Origin of the sequence: Pseudomonas sp. GWSMS-1, from assembly GCF_049847425.1 — a bacterium.
Taxonomy (GTDB): domain Bacteria; phylum Pseudomonadota; class Gammaproteobacteria; order Pseudomonadales; family Pseudomonadaceae; genus Aquipseudomonas.
Window position 1 is genome coordinate 174,958 of the sequence record NZ_JBMHHV010000005.1, and the last position, 15,670, is coordinate 190,627.

Annotated in this window: 11 protein-coding genes and 1 pseudogene; 6 read left to right on the top strand and 6 right to left on the bottom strand. The window is 63.2% G+C overall.

Translation table 11 applies throughout. The annotated features are described in order from the left end of the window. The first annotated feature begins 36 nt into the window (after window positions 1–36). From recC to ACEPAJ_RS04160, 4 genes are all read left to right on the top strand, one after another. Window positions 37–3,327 carry an exodeoxyribonuclease V subunit gamma gene (gene recC / locus ACEPAJ_RS04145; RefSeq protein WP_425913722.1) on the top strand — a complete coding sequence of 1,097 codons (3,291 nt, stop codon included), beginning with the start codon at window positions 37–39 and terminating at the stop codon, window positions 3,325–3,327. Beyond that, window positions 3,324–6,869: an exodeoxyribonuclease V subunit beta gene (gene recB / locus ACEPAJ_RS04150; protein ID WP_425913723.1), complete on the top strand. Its 3,546-nt coding sequence runs from the start codon at window positions 3,324–3,326 to the stop codon at window positions 6,867–6,869. Before recC ends, recB begins: the two co-directional genes overlap by 4 nt. Window positions 6,870–7,050: 181 nt before the next feature. Then, complete coding sequence (gene recD / locus ACEPAJ_RS04155) at window positions 7,051–8,874, top strand: exodeoxyribonuclease V subunit alpha (protein ID WP_425913725.1); 1,824 nt, start codon at window positions 7,051–7,053, stop codon at window positions 8,872–8,874. A gap of 72 nt (window positions 8,875–8,946) precedes the next feature. Next, on the top strand, window positions 8,947–9,714 hold the full coding sequence (locus ACEPAJ_RS04160) for a substrate-binding periplasmic protein (RefSeq protein WP_425913727.1): 768 nt from the start codon (window positions 8,947–8,949) through the stop codon (window positions 9,712–9,714). On the opposite strand, the gene ACEPAJ_RS04165 is transcribed toward ACEPAJ_RS04160, so the two are convergent. The 4 genes and pseudogenes from ACEPAJ_RS04165 to prlC form a co-directional block, all read right to left on the bottom strand. Beyond that, complete coding sequence (locus ACEPAJ_RS04165; protein WP_425917932.1) at window positions 9,704–10,087, bottom strand: DUF3658 domain-containing protein; 384 nt, start codon at window positions 10,085–10,087, stop codon at window positions 9,704–9,706. The two genes, ACEPAJ_RS04160 and ACEPAJ_RS04165, sit on opposite strands and share 11 nt — an antisense overlap. Window positions 10,088–10,132: 45 nt before the next feature. After that, a pseudogene (locus ACEPAJ_RS04170) lies at window positions 10,133–10,483 on the bottom strand (DUF1835 domain-containing protein); the annotation flags it as partial. A gap of 5 nt (window positions 10,484–10,488) precedes the next feature. Beyond that, window positions 10,489–10,776, bottom strand: coding sequence for a YheV family putative zinc ribbon protein (locus ACEPAJ_RS04175; protein ID WP_425913728.1), 288 nt, complete (start codon window positions 10,774–10,776; stop codon window positions 10,489–10,491). Continuing rightward, window positions 10,773–12,821 carry an oligopeptidase A gene (gene prlC / locus ACEPAJ_RS04180; protein ID WP_425913729.1) on the bottom strand — a complete coding sequence of 683 codons (2,049 nt, stop codon included), beginning with the start codon at window positions 12,819–12,821 and terminating at the stop codon, window positions 10,773–10,775. Before prlC ends, ACEPAJ_RS04175 begins: the two co-directional genes overlap by 4 nt. Window positions 12,822–12,993: 172 nt before the next feature. Here prlC and ACEPAJ_RS04185 point away from each other — a divergent pair, with 172 nt between their 5' ends. Further along, the gene (locus ACEPAJ_RS04185; RefSeq protein WP_425913731.1) at window positions 12,994–13,536 is read left to right on the top strand and encodes a gamma carbonic anhydrase family protein; all 543 of its coding nucleotides are present in this window, start codon (window positions 12,994–12,996) and stop codon (window positions 13,534–13,536) included. A gap of 2 nt (window positions 13,537–13,538) precedes the next feature. After that, window positions 13,539–14,186, top strand: a complete 648-nt coding sequence (locus tag ACEPAJ_RS04190) for an HAD family hydrolase (protein WP_425913733.1) — start codon at window positions 13,539–13,541, stop codon at window positions 14,184–14,186. Window positions 14,187–14,289: 103 nt separating this feature from the next. Here ACEPAJ_RS04190 and ACEPAJ_RS04195 read toward each other — a convergent pair whose 3' ends face one another. Together ACEPAJ_RS04195 and ACEPAJ_RS04200 are read right to left on the bottom strand one after the other, a co-directional pair. Continuing rightward, window positions 14,290–14,520: a DUF1161 domain-containing protein gene (locus ACEPAJ_RS04195; RefSeq protein WP_425913735.1), complete on the bottom strand. Its 231-nt coding sequence runs from the start codon at window positions 14,518–14,520 to the stop codon at window positions 14,290–14,292. A gap of 46 nt (window positions 14,521–14,566) precedes the next feature. After that, entirely contained in the window at window positions 14,567–15,637 is a 1,071-nt protein-coding gene (locus ACEPAJ_RS04200) for an aminopeptidase (RefSeq protein ID WP_425913736.1), read from the bottom strand. Window positions 15,638–15,670 lie beyond the last annotated feature (33 nt).

Genomic DNA, 15,670 nt, shown 5'->3' on the forward strand with positions numbered 1-15,670 from the left:
CTAACCTAGCGCCCTCGACAGCCTGCCGGTTACCCGATGCTCAGCCTTTACCACGCCCCCGACCTTGAAACCCTTGGTGCACTGGCCACAACGTTGTTGGCCACGCCGATGCGCGATCCGTTTGCCCCGGCCTTGGTCGTGGTGCCGAGCCAGGGCATGGGCCGCTGGCTGACGCTGGAGTTGGCGCGCAAGCAAGGCATCGCCATGCAGCTGGAAGTGCAGCTGCCGGCCAAGTTTGTTTGGGATATGTCGCGTCTGTGCCTGGGCCAGCTGCCGGAGCAATCGGCGTTCAGCCCCAGCAGCCTGAGCTGGCGACTGTATGACTGGCTGTGCGAGCCCGAGCAGCTGGCGCAAGCGCCACGTTTGGCGCATTACCTGGATGGCGGCGATGAACGCCGGAGGCTGTCACTTGCCGTCAAGATAGCCGACGTATTCGACCAATACCTTCTGTATCGCGACGACTGGCTGGCCGCCTGGGAACGCAACGAACTGCTCGATCTCGGTCCGGATGAAGCCTGGCAAGCGCTGCTCTGGCGCGAGCTGACCAAGGACGGTCATCCACACCGGGCGCGCCTGCTCGAAGACTTGCTGGCCCGCCTGTACGACGCCGCACCGATCAACGGCCTGCCCGAGCGCGTGCTGGTGTTCGGTATCAGCAGCTTGCCGCCGCACCACATGCGCGTACTGGAAGGTTTGGCGCGGCACACTGAAGTGGTGATCTTCGCCCTCAATCCCTGCCGCGAGGCCTGGGGAGAAATTCGCGATATCCGTGAGCTGGCGCGGCAACCGCAAAGCACAGCGGCTAATCAAGAGCTGAGCCCGGATGACTGGTATCTGGATGTCGGCCATCCCTTATTGGCCAGCCTGGGCAAGCAAGGCCGCGACTTCTTCGACAGCCTATTTAGCCTGGCCTCCAGTGAAGGCAGTCAGGAAGTCGGCCTGTACTCCGAGGACGCCGACCTGCACGACGTCAGCCTGCTGCAAGCGCTGCAGAACGACATCCTGCGTCTGCATACCCGCCAACCAGATGAGCGCCTGCAGCTGCGCGACGACGACCGTTCGTTGGAGCTGCACATCGCTCACTCGCCGCTGCGCGAAGTGGAAATTCTGCATGACCAACTGCTCGCCCGCTTTGCCGCCGACCCCGAACTAACGCCTGATCAAGTGGTGGTGCTGACCCCGGATATCGAGCGGTATGCGCCCTATATCGAAGCCGTGTTTGCCCCACGTGAAGGCGTGCCGCGCGTGCCGTTCAGCCTGGCCGACCGCAGCCTGCGCGCGGAAATCCCGCTGATTGAAGCCTTCCTCAGCTTGCTGGCGCTGCCAGACAGCCGCTTTACCGCCGAAGAGGTGCTCACCCTGCTTGAGCAGCCCGCCGTCGCCCGCCGTGCCGGGATCGAAGCCGAAAACCTCAGTTTGCTGCGCGACTGGTTGCGTGAGGCGGGTATCCGCTGGGGCCGCGATGACGCGCACCGCGAGCAACTGGGCTTGCCGGCTGATGCTGCGTTTACCTGGCGACAAGGGCTGGATCGCCTGCTGCTGGGCTTTGCCGCACCGCCGCAGCTCGCCGGATTGGCGGCGCCCTTGCTCGGCAGCAGCTGGCCGCTGGATGCTCTGGAAGGCGCTCGCGGGCAATTGCTCGGGCGCTTGGCTGGGTTTGTAGAGCGTTTGGCCGCGCTGGCGCAGAGCCTGCAACGGCCACGGGCCTTGGGCGAATGGGCCGAGTCGCTGCAAGTGCTAATCGACCAACTGTTTGATGAGCGTGAAGCCGGCGACACCTTGTTGCTGCTGTCCAAGGCCTGCGCCGCGTTGCAAGAGCAGGCCACGGCCTCCGGCGTTGAGCGGCCGATTGAGCTGGCGCTGATTCGTCAGCAGCTAACGGCGGCGTTGGAGCAGGGCAGTGCGGCGTCGGGCTTTCTTACCGGCGCGGTGACCTTCTGCACCATGGTGCCGATGCGCAGCCTGCCATTCCGCTTGGTCTGCCTGCTGGGTTTGGACGACGGTGCGCTGCCACGCCGTACACCCGCTGCCGGCTTCGACCTGATTGGGCAGAAGCCCCGCCGTGGCGACCGTGCGCGGCGTTTAGATGACCGTTATCTATTGCTGGAAACCCTGCTTTCGGCCCGTGGCGGCCTGTACCTCAGCTATGTGGGCCGCGACCCGCGCAGCAATGCCGAGCTGCCGCCCTCGGTGCTGGTCAGCGAGTTGCTCGATGTGGTCGACCTCACCGCCGTCGCTGCCAGCGGTCCGGCCAGCGCCCGCATCACCCACCAGCATCCGCTGCAACCCTTCGCTCCTGGTAACTTTGCCGGCGACCGCCACGCCGGTTTTGCCGCGCCTTGGTTCCACGCGGCGCAGCGCCTAAGCCAGGCGGTGGAAAGTGCCGCGCCGTTTGCCAGTGTATTGGCGGCCCCCGATCAAGACGGGCTGGGCGGTGCGGCGCTGAGCATTGAGCCGTGCCAACTGATCCATTGCTTCAAACACCCGGCGCGCTACCTGTTGGAACAGCGCCTCGGCCTGCGCCTGGCGCAGACAGAAGAAACCCTGGCCGGTGACGAGCCGTTCAGCGTCGAGTGGACCAGCCAACATGGCTTGCGCCAGTTGGCCTTGCAGGCCGTCGAGCGAGGCTGGAGTGAGCGCGAGGAGCGTGTCGTGGCGGCTGCGTCCGGTTGGTTGCCGGTGGGCGAGTTGGGCCAGGCGCATTGGGGGCAGATTCGCGGGCCGATCCGCGCCTTTGCGCCAACCCTATTCGACGAGCGCCCGGAGGATGCCGCGCAACCGCTGCTAGTGGATATCGAGCTGGCCGGCGTGCGCATTCATGGCTGGCTGGATGGGGTGACCAGTGAGGGCTTATTCGATTACCGCCTGCGCGACCTCGGCGCGTGGGAGCTGGCCCCGTTCTGGCTGCGCCACCTGTTGCTAAATTGCGCCGCGACGCCCGGCATCAGCCGCGAGAGCCGTCTGCTATCGCCAAAACGCGAATGGCGACTGGGGCCGCTGGCGGCTCCTCTGCAACTGCTGGAGCCCTGGCTCGAAGCCTACAAAAGCGCGCTGTGCGAACCGCTGCCGTTGTTGGCCAAGTGCAGCTATGGCTTTGCCAGCAAATGGCGCAAACCCGGGCGCAAAGAGCCGATTGACGCCGCTCGCAGCGAGGCGCGGGTGATGTGGCAAGGCAATGACTATATGACCGGCGAAGGCCAAGACCCCTGGAATGCCCTGGCCTTCCGCGATCGCGAGCCGCTGGATGAACGCTTTGAAGCGCTCGCCGAACAGCTCTATGGCCCGGCGCTGGACGCCCTGCAAGGCAGTGACGAGGACGAGGCATGAGTGGCGCAGCGTTAAACCTATTGGACGACAGCTTCAGCGGCCGCTCGCTGATTGAGGCCAGCGCCGGCACCGGCAAGACCTGGACCCTGACATCGCTGTACGCCCGCCTGTTGCTGGAAAAGCAGCTCAGCGTTAGCCAGATTCTGGTGGTGACCTTTACTACTGCCGCCACCGCCGAGCTGCGCGAGCGCATCCGCAAACGCCTGGCCGAACTGCTGGCGGTGTATGACAACGGCCCTGGCGATGACGCGCTGCTTAACGCGCTGCATGCGCAGTACCCGGACGCTGCCAGTCATCGCCGGTTGCTGCTGGCGGTGCATGGTTTTGACGAAGCGGCGATCTTCACCATCCACGGTTTTTGCCAGCGCGCCTTGCAGGACGCGGCGTTCGAGGCCGGTGGCGACTTCGACAACGAGCTGACCCACGACGACCGCGAGATTATCGACGCGCTGCTCGCCGACCTCTGGCGGCATGAGCTGGCAGCGGCCGAGCCAGAATGGGCGGCGTTTCTGGTGCAGCAAAAGATCACCCCGCAAAGCCTGCGTCAGCGCCTGCGTAATCATCTGGGTAAACCCTATCTGCGCATCGAGCCGCAGCCGGGCACGCACAGCGACATGGCTGCCCTGCGCGCTGCCTGGCAACAGGCGCAGCGTCTTTGGCAGGGCGAAAGCGCGGGTTGGCTGGAGCAGCTGAAAGCCTTCGACGGCTTCAAAAGCAATATGTGCAACCCGGCCAAGCTGGGCGTTTGGCAGGCCGAGTTGGATGGCTACTTCAGCGACGCTGCCGCGCTGTTCAGCAAAACCGAAGCACACCGCCGCCTGGCCCGTGAAGGGCTGAACAAGGCCAGCAAAAAGGGCTGCGACGCGCCGGCCAACCCGCTAGCCGCTGCGCTGCAAGAGCTGTGTGATGCCCTGGATACTGCTCAGCCAGAAGCCGAACAACGGCTGATCGACCTGCAAGTCCGCCTGATCGCTCAGCTCAATGAGCAACTGCCGGCGCGCAAGGCGGCGCAGCGTCTGTTGGCCTTCGACGACCTGCTCAACAAGCTGCAACAAGCGCTGCAGGGCGAGGGCGGCGAGCACTTGGCGAGCACCCTGCGCACGCAATACCCGGTGGCGCTGATCGACGAATTTCAGGACACCGACCCGGTGCAGTACCGGGTGTTTCATCGCATTTATCAGGACGCCGGCGACCTGTGTTTTGTCGGTGACCCGAAGCAAGCGATTTATGCGTTTCGCGGCGCGGATCTAGCGACCTACCTGCAAGCGCGCAGCGAGGCGGCGCGCCAATACAGCCTGACCACCAATCACCGTTCCACGCCTGAGCTGATTGCCTCACTTAATCAACTGTTCGACCGACCCATGCCGTTCGCCGAGCCTGGCCTGGATTATCAGCAGGTCGGGGCCAGCGACAAGGCGCGCGCGCAGCTGGTGTTGCCGCCGATTGAAAGCGAGCAGGACGCGCCGCTGGCGTTGGTCTGGCTGGATGACGAGCACTTGGGCAAGGGCCAGGCGGGCGCGCTGGTCGCCACCGATACGGCGCGGCGCATCGCTGCCGTGCTGGCCGCCAGCAGTCACGGCGAGGCGTACTTTGCCCAAGGCGACACGCGCACGCCGATCAAGGGTGGCGATATTGCCGTGCTGGTCGCCAGCCATCGTCAGGCGGGCGAAGTGGCCGCAGAACTGTCTGCCCGTGGCGTGCCCAGCGTGCGGCGCGGTAAAGAGAACGTCTGGCACAGCGAAGAGGCGGATGAACTCAGCGCCTTGCTCGCCGCTTACGCCGAGCCGGGCCGCGAAGGTGCGTTGCGCTATGCCCTTGCCAGCCGTTTGCTTGGCCGCAGCGCCGCCGATCTGGCCGCCTGCACCGAGGATGCCCAGGCCTGGGACGCTGAACGCGAAGCGGCCGAGCGCTATCACCAGCTCTGGCAGCAGCAGGGCTTTATGCGCGCCTTCCGCGCCTGGCTGGATGAGCAAAAAGTCGCCCAACGGCTGCTGGCCTTAGTCGATGGTGAGCGACGGTTGACCAACCTGCTGCACCTGGCCGAGTTGCTGCAAACCGAGAGCCTGCAACGCCCGGGGCTGGAGCAATTGCTTACGTGGTTTAACGCCCAGCGCAGCGCCGAAGCCCATGGCGAGGACGCTCTGTTGCGTCTGGAAAGCGATGCCGAGCGGGTGCAGATCGTTACCATCCACACCTCCAAGGGTTTGGAATACCCGTTGGTGTTCTGCCCTTACCTGTGGGACGGCGCGTTGCTGCGTCAGCATGAAGACATCAGCTGCCACGCCGACGACGGCACGCCGTTGCTCGACCTCGGCAGCGAACAGCTCGACGTGCACCGCGAGCGGGCCCGCCATGAGCGCTTCGCCGAGAAACTGCGCCTGACCTACGTGGCCCTGACCCGCGCCCGTGACCGCCTGTGGCTGCATTGGGGGCCGGTGGACTGCAAACCGCGAAAAGACGGCACCCTCGGCGACAGCGGCCTGCACAGCAGCGCCCTGGCCTGGCTGCTGCACGGCCGGCAATTGCCGGGTGAAGATGCCCTCGCCGAGCTTGCTGGGCACTTGCAAAGCCTTAGCCCGCAAGGGCTGCGTGCGGAAGTTGCGCAACTGGTTAGCAGCAGCCACGGCCATATGAGCCTGCAGCCGCTGCGTCACGCCGAAGCCAGCGCCGCCGGTGAACAGCGTGCGCAGGCTCCGCAGCAGCTCTCCACGTTGCAACGCAGCTTGCACAGCGCTTGGCGTGTCGGCAGCTTCTCCGGTTTAGCCGCCGGCATGCACATGGAGGCGCCGGATCGCGACGGTTTGGTGATGCCCGATGCCAGCGAACCGGGTAGCGGTTTTTTCGCCTTCCCCCGTGGCGCACGGGCCGGCACCTGTCTGCACGCCATTTTGGAAGACTGGGCGCGCGGTAAAGCCGCGCTGGCGGAGCTGATTGAACCGGGCCTGAGCGGTCATGGCATCAGCAATGAGTGGAACGCGGTAGCGCTGGAACAACTGCAACAGGTGGTCGACTGCGACCTCGATGGCCAGGGCCTGACCCTGAGCGGGCTAAACCCTGTGCGCCGCCTGCCCGAGCTGGGCTTTACCTTCCCGGTCGCCGGGCTGGATATGCATCGCCTGCGGGCGATCCTCAGCGATCCCGCCCACGGTCTGCCGACGGCGATGCGTGAGGCGGCAGCGCGTTTGGAATTCGACAGCCTCAAGGGCTTTCTCAAAGGCTTTATCGACCTGACCTTCGAGCACGACGGGCGCTGGTACATCGCCGACTACAAGTCCAACTGGCTCGGTCCGGACGCCAGCTACTACGGCGGCGACCGTCTGCTACAAGCCCTGGCCGCCGAGCATTACTACCTGCAATACCTGATCTACCTGGTGGCGCTACGACGCTTTCTGCGTCAGCGCCTGGACGACTTCCACAACGAGCAACTGGGCGGTGCCTACTACCTGTTTCTGCGCGGCATGCCGAGCGCCGGGGTGTACTTCTCGCGCCCGGCGGATGGCTTGCTCGATGCGTTGGATACCTTGTTCGCGGAGGGTAAATGATGTTGCCTGGTAGCCCGGATGTAATCCGGGAAAGGTTTTCGCGCCGTCTAACTCATGCCCCGGATTGCATCCGGGCTACGGGATCGATGGGGATGGGCTGGGTGTGGTGGATGACGCTGTTTTCATCCACCACGGTTAACGGTGGATGGGTGAAGCGTCATCCACCCTACGGGAGGGCACTATGAACCTCGCTGACTTACCCCTCGGCCCGCTGGAGCGCGCGCTGGTCGATAGCCTGCAGCGTCTCGATCCGCAGGCGTCGCCGCTGGTGTTGGCCTCGGCGGCGCTGCTTTGCATGGCCTTGGACAAGGGCGATGTGTGCCTGCCTCTGGCGCGGCTGGCAGGGCAGCGGCCTTGGCCTGAGCATGCCCTCAATCTACCGAAACTGGCGGACTGGCAGGCGCAGTTGCTCGCGTCGCCGCTGGTCGGCGCGGATGGCGATTTCACTCCGCTGATTCTTGAGCATGGCCGGCTGTATCTGGCGCGTTATCAGGCCTATGAACGCCACCTGGCAGCGCAGCTGCTGCAACGCGCTGCTGATCTGCCTGAGGTCGACGAGGCCCAGTTGAGTGAAAGCCTGACTCGACTGTTTGCCTTTAACCAGCAACAGCCGGACTGGCAACGTCTGGCTGCTGCGCAAGCGGTGCGGCGCAAGCTGGCGGTGATCTCCGGCGGCCCCGGCACTGGCAAAACCACCACCGTGGTGCGCCTGCTCGCTGCCCTTCTTGAACAGCCCGGCTGTGAGTATCTGGCCATCGGCCTGGCCGCGCCCACGGGCAAAGCTGCTGCGCGCATGGCCGAAGCCATTCGCAATGCCAAGGCCCAGCTGCCGGTTAGCGAGGCGATCAAAGCTGCGCTGCCAGATGAAGCGCGTACCTTGCACCGTTTGCTTGGCAGCCGTGGCGACAGCCCGCAGGTGCGGCATCACGCGGCCAACCCGCTGGCGCTGGATGTGCTGGTGGTGGACGAAGCCTCGATGGTCGATCTGGCGCTGATGGCCAAGCTGCTTGATGCACTGCCGCCGACGGCGCGGCTGATTCTGCTGGGTGACAAAGACCAACTGTGCGCCGTGGAAGCCGGCGCGGTGTTCGCCGAGTTGTGCGAAGGGCGTGGCTTCGATGCCCAGGCTGCCGCTGACTTGCAACGCATCACCGGCCAACCCGTGCCGGTGTTCGAGCCGGCCTCACTGCTGGGCGACGCCGTGGTGCTGCTGACCCATAGCCACCGCTTTGCCGGTGACAGCGGCATCGGTGAGCTGGCGCGGCGCATTAATGGCGGCGATGTTAGCGGTACGCTCAATTTGCTGAAGGAGGGTCGCCGCGACCTGGCCTGGAACGCCGAGCCAACGCCGGCGGACTTGCTCTACCGCCTCGATCAGGGTTACGCACCCTATATGGCTGCGGCGAAAAGCGCAGACGCCGCCGCTGCGTTCGCCGCCTTCAACAGCTTTCGCACCCTGACGGCCCAGCGCGAAGGCGCGTGGGGCGTGGCGGGGATCAATGAGGCACTGGAAGCACGGATCAAACGCCGCAGCCAGGTGGCCAGCCGCGAGCGCTGGTACGTCGGCCGGCCGGTGATGGTGCGGCAGAACGATTACGCGCTGGGCTTGTTCAATGGCGATATCGGCATCTGCCTGCACACTGAATACGGGCTGCGCGTGTTCTTCGAGGGTGAGGACGGCTACCGCCCCTTCGCTCCGGCGCGCCTGCCCAGCCACGACAGCGCCTTCGCCATGACCGTGCACAAAAGCCAGGGTTCGGAATTTGCCGAAGTGCTGCTGGTGCTGCCCGAACAGCCCAGCCCTTTGCTCAGCCGCAGTCTGTTTTACACCGGCATTACCCGCGCCAAGCAGAAGGTGGAAATCTGGGGCTTGCCGCCACGTTTGGCTGAAGCCGTGGCGACCCGCGCCGAACGGGCGGCCGGGCTGGCGCAGCGGCTGACGATCACGGCACTGCCTGGGCTCGCTCAGAGCACTGCGACCACGCAACTGGGATTATTTGATTAGCCAGGGCAGTGATGTGCCTACACTGGTCTTTTAATGCGCGTCGCGGTGTTCGGCGCTAGGGGCGGAGAACGGATGCTTGCTCGACGATTTGTCTACCTGCTGCTGGGCCTGATGTATTGCCATCTTGCGATGAGCGAGGACCTGCGTTTAGTCACCGGAGATGATTACGCCCCTTTTACCGGTAGCGCGTTACCGGCTGGCGGCTTGCTCACTCAGGTTGTGCATGCCGCCCTAGAGCAGGGCGGTGTTGATAGCACGCTGGAGTGGCAGCCGTGGAATCGTGGTTACCTGAAGACCTTACGTGGCGAGTACGACGCGACATTTCCCTATGTCCGCACGCCTGAGCGTGAGCAGGATTATCTCTACTCCGCGCCACTGCTAGTGCTTGAATATCATTTCTTCAGCCGCGCGGATGACCCGATCGAGCAGGCGACTGTGCAGACCATGCAGGGCCGTCGCGTGTGTATTCCGTTGGGCTGGCAGCCACCGCCCATTATCCAGGCGCTGCTGGACCAGAACGTTTTGATCCGTCATTCACCCGTTGGCCTCAAGGAATGCGCGCGGCTGGTGATGATTGGCCGTGATGACTTCTTTGTTGTGGATCGACGCCTTGGCGAAACGGCGTTGCAGCTATTGGCGGACTCACCGCGGCAGGTGAGTCGTTCCCATAGCATGATCAGTAGCAGCTCTTTGCACCTTATCGTGCCGCGCAATAGCCCGCGTGCAACCACGATTATCGATGTGTTCAACGAAGGCTTGGCCAGTCTTAGGCTCAGTGGTGGCTATCAGCAGGTGCTTGAAGGCTACATGCAAGCGCGCGGGCTGATGGCTAGTGAGTAGTAGGTAGGCGGACCTGCTGCTCTGGGTAAGCACAGGCCATCGGCAAAGCCAGCTCCAGCAAACCAGCCTGGGCTAACTCACGGGCACGCCAGTGCAAGAAGAAGTCCGTGGGAAAGAATCCATCGCTCTGCGCCATCACACTGGCCATGACCCGTGCCAGCGGCTGCCACTCTGCGGTACACGCTTGCAGCAACGGCTTATCGACCATCGCATGTTCGTGGTGCTGAAAGCTGCCGGCATACCAGGTGCGAATAGCTGCGTTGTGGTGTGTGGCTTGCAGCCATTGTTCAGCGAGCACGGCACGTCTGTTTGCATCCAGCCGTTGCCGCTGCTGATACAGCGCCGGCAACTCCTCTGGACGCCGCAGGGACACCGCGCGGCGCGGCGGCAGCTGCGGATTGCCGCACGCGACTTCCCACAACTCGACAGCCGAGCCCGCCAGCGCATGAGCGAGACGTGCTAGCAGTAATTGCTCCGAACAACTGTCGCCATGCCAGACGGTGACGGCGCGGCCAGCGTTCGCTAGCCCGGCGAGCTAGCGTGCGTCCTCACTCAAACTGGCCGTGAAGTCGGGTATTGGCCGTTTTGATTGCGGCCAGACCCCTTGCCAGAACGCGCTGCGAGCGATGCAGGGCGGCATCTCGATATCCTGCAGCGGGCCGACGGCGAGGTCGTCACGCATCACCCGCAGGGATTCGTCAGCCACGTCTTGGCCGAGGGCAAAGCGCACGCCTGCGGTGGCTGCATCACCACAGATCAGATGCCACATCCGATCTACTCGCTCGGTTTCTTCAACTTCGGATTAGGGAAGAACTGCACCGTCTGTACCTTGGGGTTGGCCACCTTGGGTTTTAGCGCGCTGATATTGACCCGCGTGGGCAGCTCTTTGGGCACCGAGTTGCCGCGCTCGTCCAAGGTGTCGGCATAGCCGCAGGCCACGCATTCGCGGTTCGGCACGCCGTCGACGTTCCACATCTGGATCTTGTCCATTTCGCTGCACGCCGGGCAGACCGCGCCGGCGATAAAGCGTTTGGCGGTGACATTCATCGGTGCGTCGCTCATGCGGCCTCCTGACTCAAACCGAGGTGGCGCAGCAGGGCGTCGATTGACGGCTCGCGGCCACGGAAATCAACAAACAGCACCATTGGTGCCTGCGAACCGCCGCGCGCCAAAATCGCTTCGCGGAAGGCCCGGCCGGTTTCGCTGTTAAACACGCCTTCCTCTTCGAACTTGGAGAAGGCATCGGCGCTCAGCACTTCGGCCCACTTGTAGCTGTAGTAACCGGCCGCATAACCACCGGCGAAGATGTGCGCGAAGCTGTTGGGGAAGCGGTTGTAGGCCGGCGGACGCAGCACCGACACCTCGCTGCGGATGCCTTCGAGTACGTCGAGCACGCTGCGACCGTCACCGTGGGTGGCGTGCAGCTCGAAGTCGAACAGGCTGAACTCGATCTGCCGCACCATCATCAAACCGGATTGGAAGTTCTTCGCCGCCAGCATCTTGTCCAGCAGGTCCTGTGGCAGTGGCTCGCCGCTTTCATAATGGCCAGAGATCAACGCCAGGCCGTCCGGCTCCCAGCACCAGTTCTCCATAAACTGGCTCGGTAGTTCGACTGCATCCCAGGCCACGCCGTTGATACCGGACGCGCCAGCGTGTTCAACGCGGGTCAGCAGGTGGTGCAGGCCGTGGCCGAATTCGTGGAACAGGGTGGTGACTTCATCGTGGGTCAGCAGCGCGGGTTTGCCGCCGACTGCTGGGGTGAAGTTGCACACCAGGTTGGCCACTGGGCTGATCAACCTGCCATCGGCCGTGCGGCGCTTGTCGCGGGCGCCGTCCATCCACGCGCCGCCGCGCTTGTTGGCGCGGGCGTAAAGGTCGAAGAAGAAACGGCCGACGTGGGCGCCGTTCTCGGTGATCTCAAACAGACGCACATCCGGGTGCCAGGCGTCGAAGCCGGACAGCTCCTTGATCTGGATGCCGTAGAGCTTTTCGACAATGGCGAACAGGCCGCTAAGCACTTTGTCGATGGGGAAGTAGGCGCGCAGGATTTCCTGGGAAATGCTGTAGCGCTGCTCGCGCAGTTTCTCGCTGTAGTAACCAACATCCCAGCTTTGCAGGTCGTTGCAGCCCTGTTCGGCGGCAAAGGCTTGCAGCTCGCGTAGGTCCTGCTCGGCGAATGGTTTGCCGCGTGTGCCAAGGTCGCGCAGGAAGTGCAGCACCTGATCGGTGCTTTCAGCCATTTTGCTGGCCAGGCTCAGCTCGGCGTAGTTGCCGAAACCCAGCAGTTTGGCCAGTTCTTGACGCAGGGCGAGGATTTCCAGCATCACCGGGCCGTTATCATTCTGCCCAGCATTCGGTCCTTGATCGGAGGCGCGGGTGCAGTAGGCGGCATACACCTCTTCGCGCAGGGCGCGGTCGTTGGCGTAGGTCATTACCGCGAAGTAGCTGGGGAATTCCAGGCTGATCAGCCAGCCGTCCAGGTTCTTGGCCTCGGCAGCCTGCTTCATCTGTGCTTTGGCCGAATCGGTCAGGCCATCCAGCGCGGCCTCGTCGGTGACGTGCTTGGTCCAGGCTTGGGTGGCATCCAGCAACTGGTTGGAGAACGTGCTGCCAAGTTCGGAGAGCTTCATCTGGATCTCACCATAGCGCTTCTGCTGCTCGGCCGGCAGGTCGATACCGGACAGGCGGAAGTCGCGTAGGGCGTGCTCGAGAATGGTGGTCTGCGCCACATCGAAACCGGCGGCTGCCGGGCTTTCGGCCAACGTCTGATAAACCTGGAACAGCGGCTGGTTCTGGCCGATTTCGGTCCAGTACTCGGATAATTTGGGCAGGCACGCCTCGTAGGCGGCGCGCAGCTCGGGGCTGTTGCACACTGCATTCAGGTGGCTGACCGGGCTCCAGGCCTGGCTCAGGCGTGCGCCCAGTTCATCCAGCGCTAACACCAGGCCATCCCAGGTGGGGGTGCCGGCTTGTTGTTCAAGCAGGCGTGCCATGGCCGCACGGCTGTCGGCAAGAATGCTGTCCACTGCCGGCTCGACATGCTTCGGGCGGATGGCGGAATAGGGCGGCAGATCGAAGGCTTGCAGCAGGGGGTTGTTGGCAGTCACGACAGGTCACCTGTAACGAAATGGGTTTGCAGCTGTGACCCCGGCGGGCACAAAAGGCTCCCAGGGTAGGCTTGAATGGGCAGTGGCGGTTGGTAAAACAGCGCGCATACCCTGAACATGGGTGCCATCTTAATTACAATCAAGGTCAGACGCAGCTTAAGAGGTTTCTATCGTGGCGATTCGTACTTACCAGCAATTCACTCCACTGCTTGGCTCACGGGTCTTTGTGGATGCCTCGGCCGTGGTTTTGGGCGATGTGGAGATTGGCGCGGACAGCTCGATCTGGCCGCTGGTGGTGATCCGTGGCGACATGCACAGCATCCGCATCGGCGAGCGCACCAGCATCCAGGACGGCAGCGTGCTGCACATTACCCATGCCGGTCCCTTCAACCCGCGCGGTTACCCGCTGACGATCGGCGACGATGTCACCATCGCCCATAACGTCACCCTGCACGGCTGCAACATCGGCAACCGGGTGCTGATCGGCATGGGTAGCATCGTTATGGACGGCGCGGTGATTGATGAGGAAGTCATGCTCGGCGCCGGCAGCCTGGTGCCGCCCGGCAGCCACTTGGAAAGTGGTTTTTTGTACCTCGGCAGCCCGGCGAAAAAAGCCCGCGAGCTGAGCGAGAAAGAGCGCAGCTACTTCCGCTACAGCGCTGACAATTACGTGCGGTTGAAGGACCAGCACCTGATGGAAGGCTACGGCAGCTGATGATGCACTACACCAATATCCTGTTCGACCTCGACGGCACCCTCACCGACCCGCGTGAGGGCATTACCCGTTCGGTGCAGCATGCGCTGGCCAAGTTGGGTATCGATGAACCTGATCTGCAAGCGCTTGAGCACTTTATCGGGCCGCCGCTGTTGCAGTGTTTTATGCAGACTTACCAGTTTGACGAGGCCACGGCCTGGCAGGCGGTGAATCATTACCGCGAGCGTTTTCGTGAAGTGGGCCTTTATGAGAATCAGCTGTTCGAGGGTGTAGGCGAGTTGTTGCAGTTGCTGCAGAACCAGCAGCGCACGTTGTTTATCGCCACCAGCAAGCCGACGGTGTTTGCCGAGCAGATTGCTAAGCACTTTGGTTTCGCGAAGCACTTCAAAGTGATCTATGGCAGCGAGCTGGACGGCACGCGCACGGACAAGGTCGAGCTGATCGCCCATCTGCTGGAGCAGGAACAGTTACCGCGCGACGCCACGCTGATGATCGGTGATCGCAAGCACGACCTGATCGGCGCGCAGCGTAATGGCCTGCATGCGGCGGCGGTGGGCTATGGTTTTGGCAGTGCTGCAGAGTTGCAGGCCGAAGCACCGACCTATCACTTCAACAGCCTGGCCGAGTTGCATCAGGCGTTTGTGGGGTGACGCGTAGGGTGGGTCGGGCCGCGCAGGTTGAGCCTAGCGATACCCATGCGGTGCAGACGATGGGTTACGTCGCTGCGCGTCTAACCCATCCTCCGACCCGCGCTTAGCCATTTTTCCGATAGATGATTTTCTGGGTGCCGCCGTCGCAGCTGCCGACCACCATGCTGGGGTCTTGGGCGTCTTCGTTGGGCACGATTTCCAAGGTGTAGCTGGCCACGCCGGCGGCCTGAATTTTTACTTCAATCTCCGCGCGCAGCTCTTCGCAGGGTTTAGGGGCAGCCAACAGGCTGCTGCTGAGCAGGCCAAGCAGTATGGCCAGGGGGACTTTGTTCATTGCATTGCTCCTTTTGCGCGAACACGGCTTACAGCTCTTGGACTGGCTATTGGTTAGGCAAGTTCTCAGTATCTGCAGATAATTTGACCAAGGCTTGATGCCGCTTGGCCTGCGGCAGCTTGCCCAGCACCGCGACGCGCTGATAGAAGCGTGGCCAGTCGTGGCCGGCTTGTGCAAAGAGTGCCGCGAAGGCTGGCACCCATCGATCATAAAGGCCGAAAGGCAACAGCTTGGCGTTGTTCAGTGGTGCATTAATCCAGTTGTCGTACAGACCTGCACCGTTCCACTCCCGTTCCTGCAGCGAGCGGTATTCGGCGCGCAGGCGTGCGAACTCGGCCTGTTTGCCGCTGCGCATCTGCGCCGGCGCTAAGTCAGTGTCGTAGAGCTGCTGCAAGCGTGCTCGGCTGGCCAATACCAAGGCGACGAATTGCTCGCGTTGCGCATCGCCTAGCGCATCGTTGGGCGGCAGGCCTTGCGCGGTGAGCCATTGGCACAAGCCTTCACGTTCGACAAAGCTGGCGAAGGATTCATTGAATGCGGTGTCGTCGACCACATACAGCTGTTGGTGCGCCAGTTCGTGGAAGATCACCGCCACCAGGCGTTCATCACTCCAGCGCAACATGCTGTTGAGGATCGGGTCATCGAACCAGCCCAGGGTGGAATAGGCCTCGATGCCGGCCAGGTAGGTGTCCAGCCCTTGCTGTTTCAGCAGCGCCGCTGCACCGCGTGCGCGGCTCTGGCTGTAGTAGCCGCGATAGGCCACGCAACCGGCGATGGGGAAGCAGTGCAGCTTTGGTGCGAGGGAAAATTCCTCGGTGGCAAACACATTCCACACCACATAGGGCCGCTGGATATCGGCATACAGGCGATAGCTCTGGTTGTCTGGCATGCCCAGTTGTGCGCTGGCATAGTCGCGGGCGCGTTGCGCCAGAACCAGGCGCTGCTTGAGGTTGGGCTCGACAGTTGGCCGGTCCAGCAGCTCGGCAATGGGTTCGCGGGCCTTGAGCAGCTGCAGCTGTCCACTGGCCAAGTGGCTGTAGTAATCCAGGCTGCTGCAGCCGCTCAGCAGCAGCGTGGTTGCCAGCGCAACCCAGCGCCAGGACAGCGTGTCGAACATGACCGGTTACCGATGAATTGACAGGCTGCCACG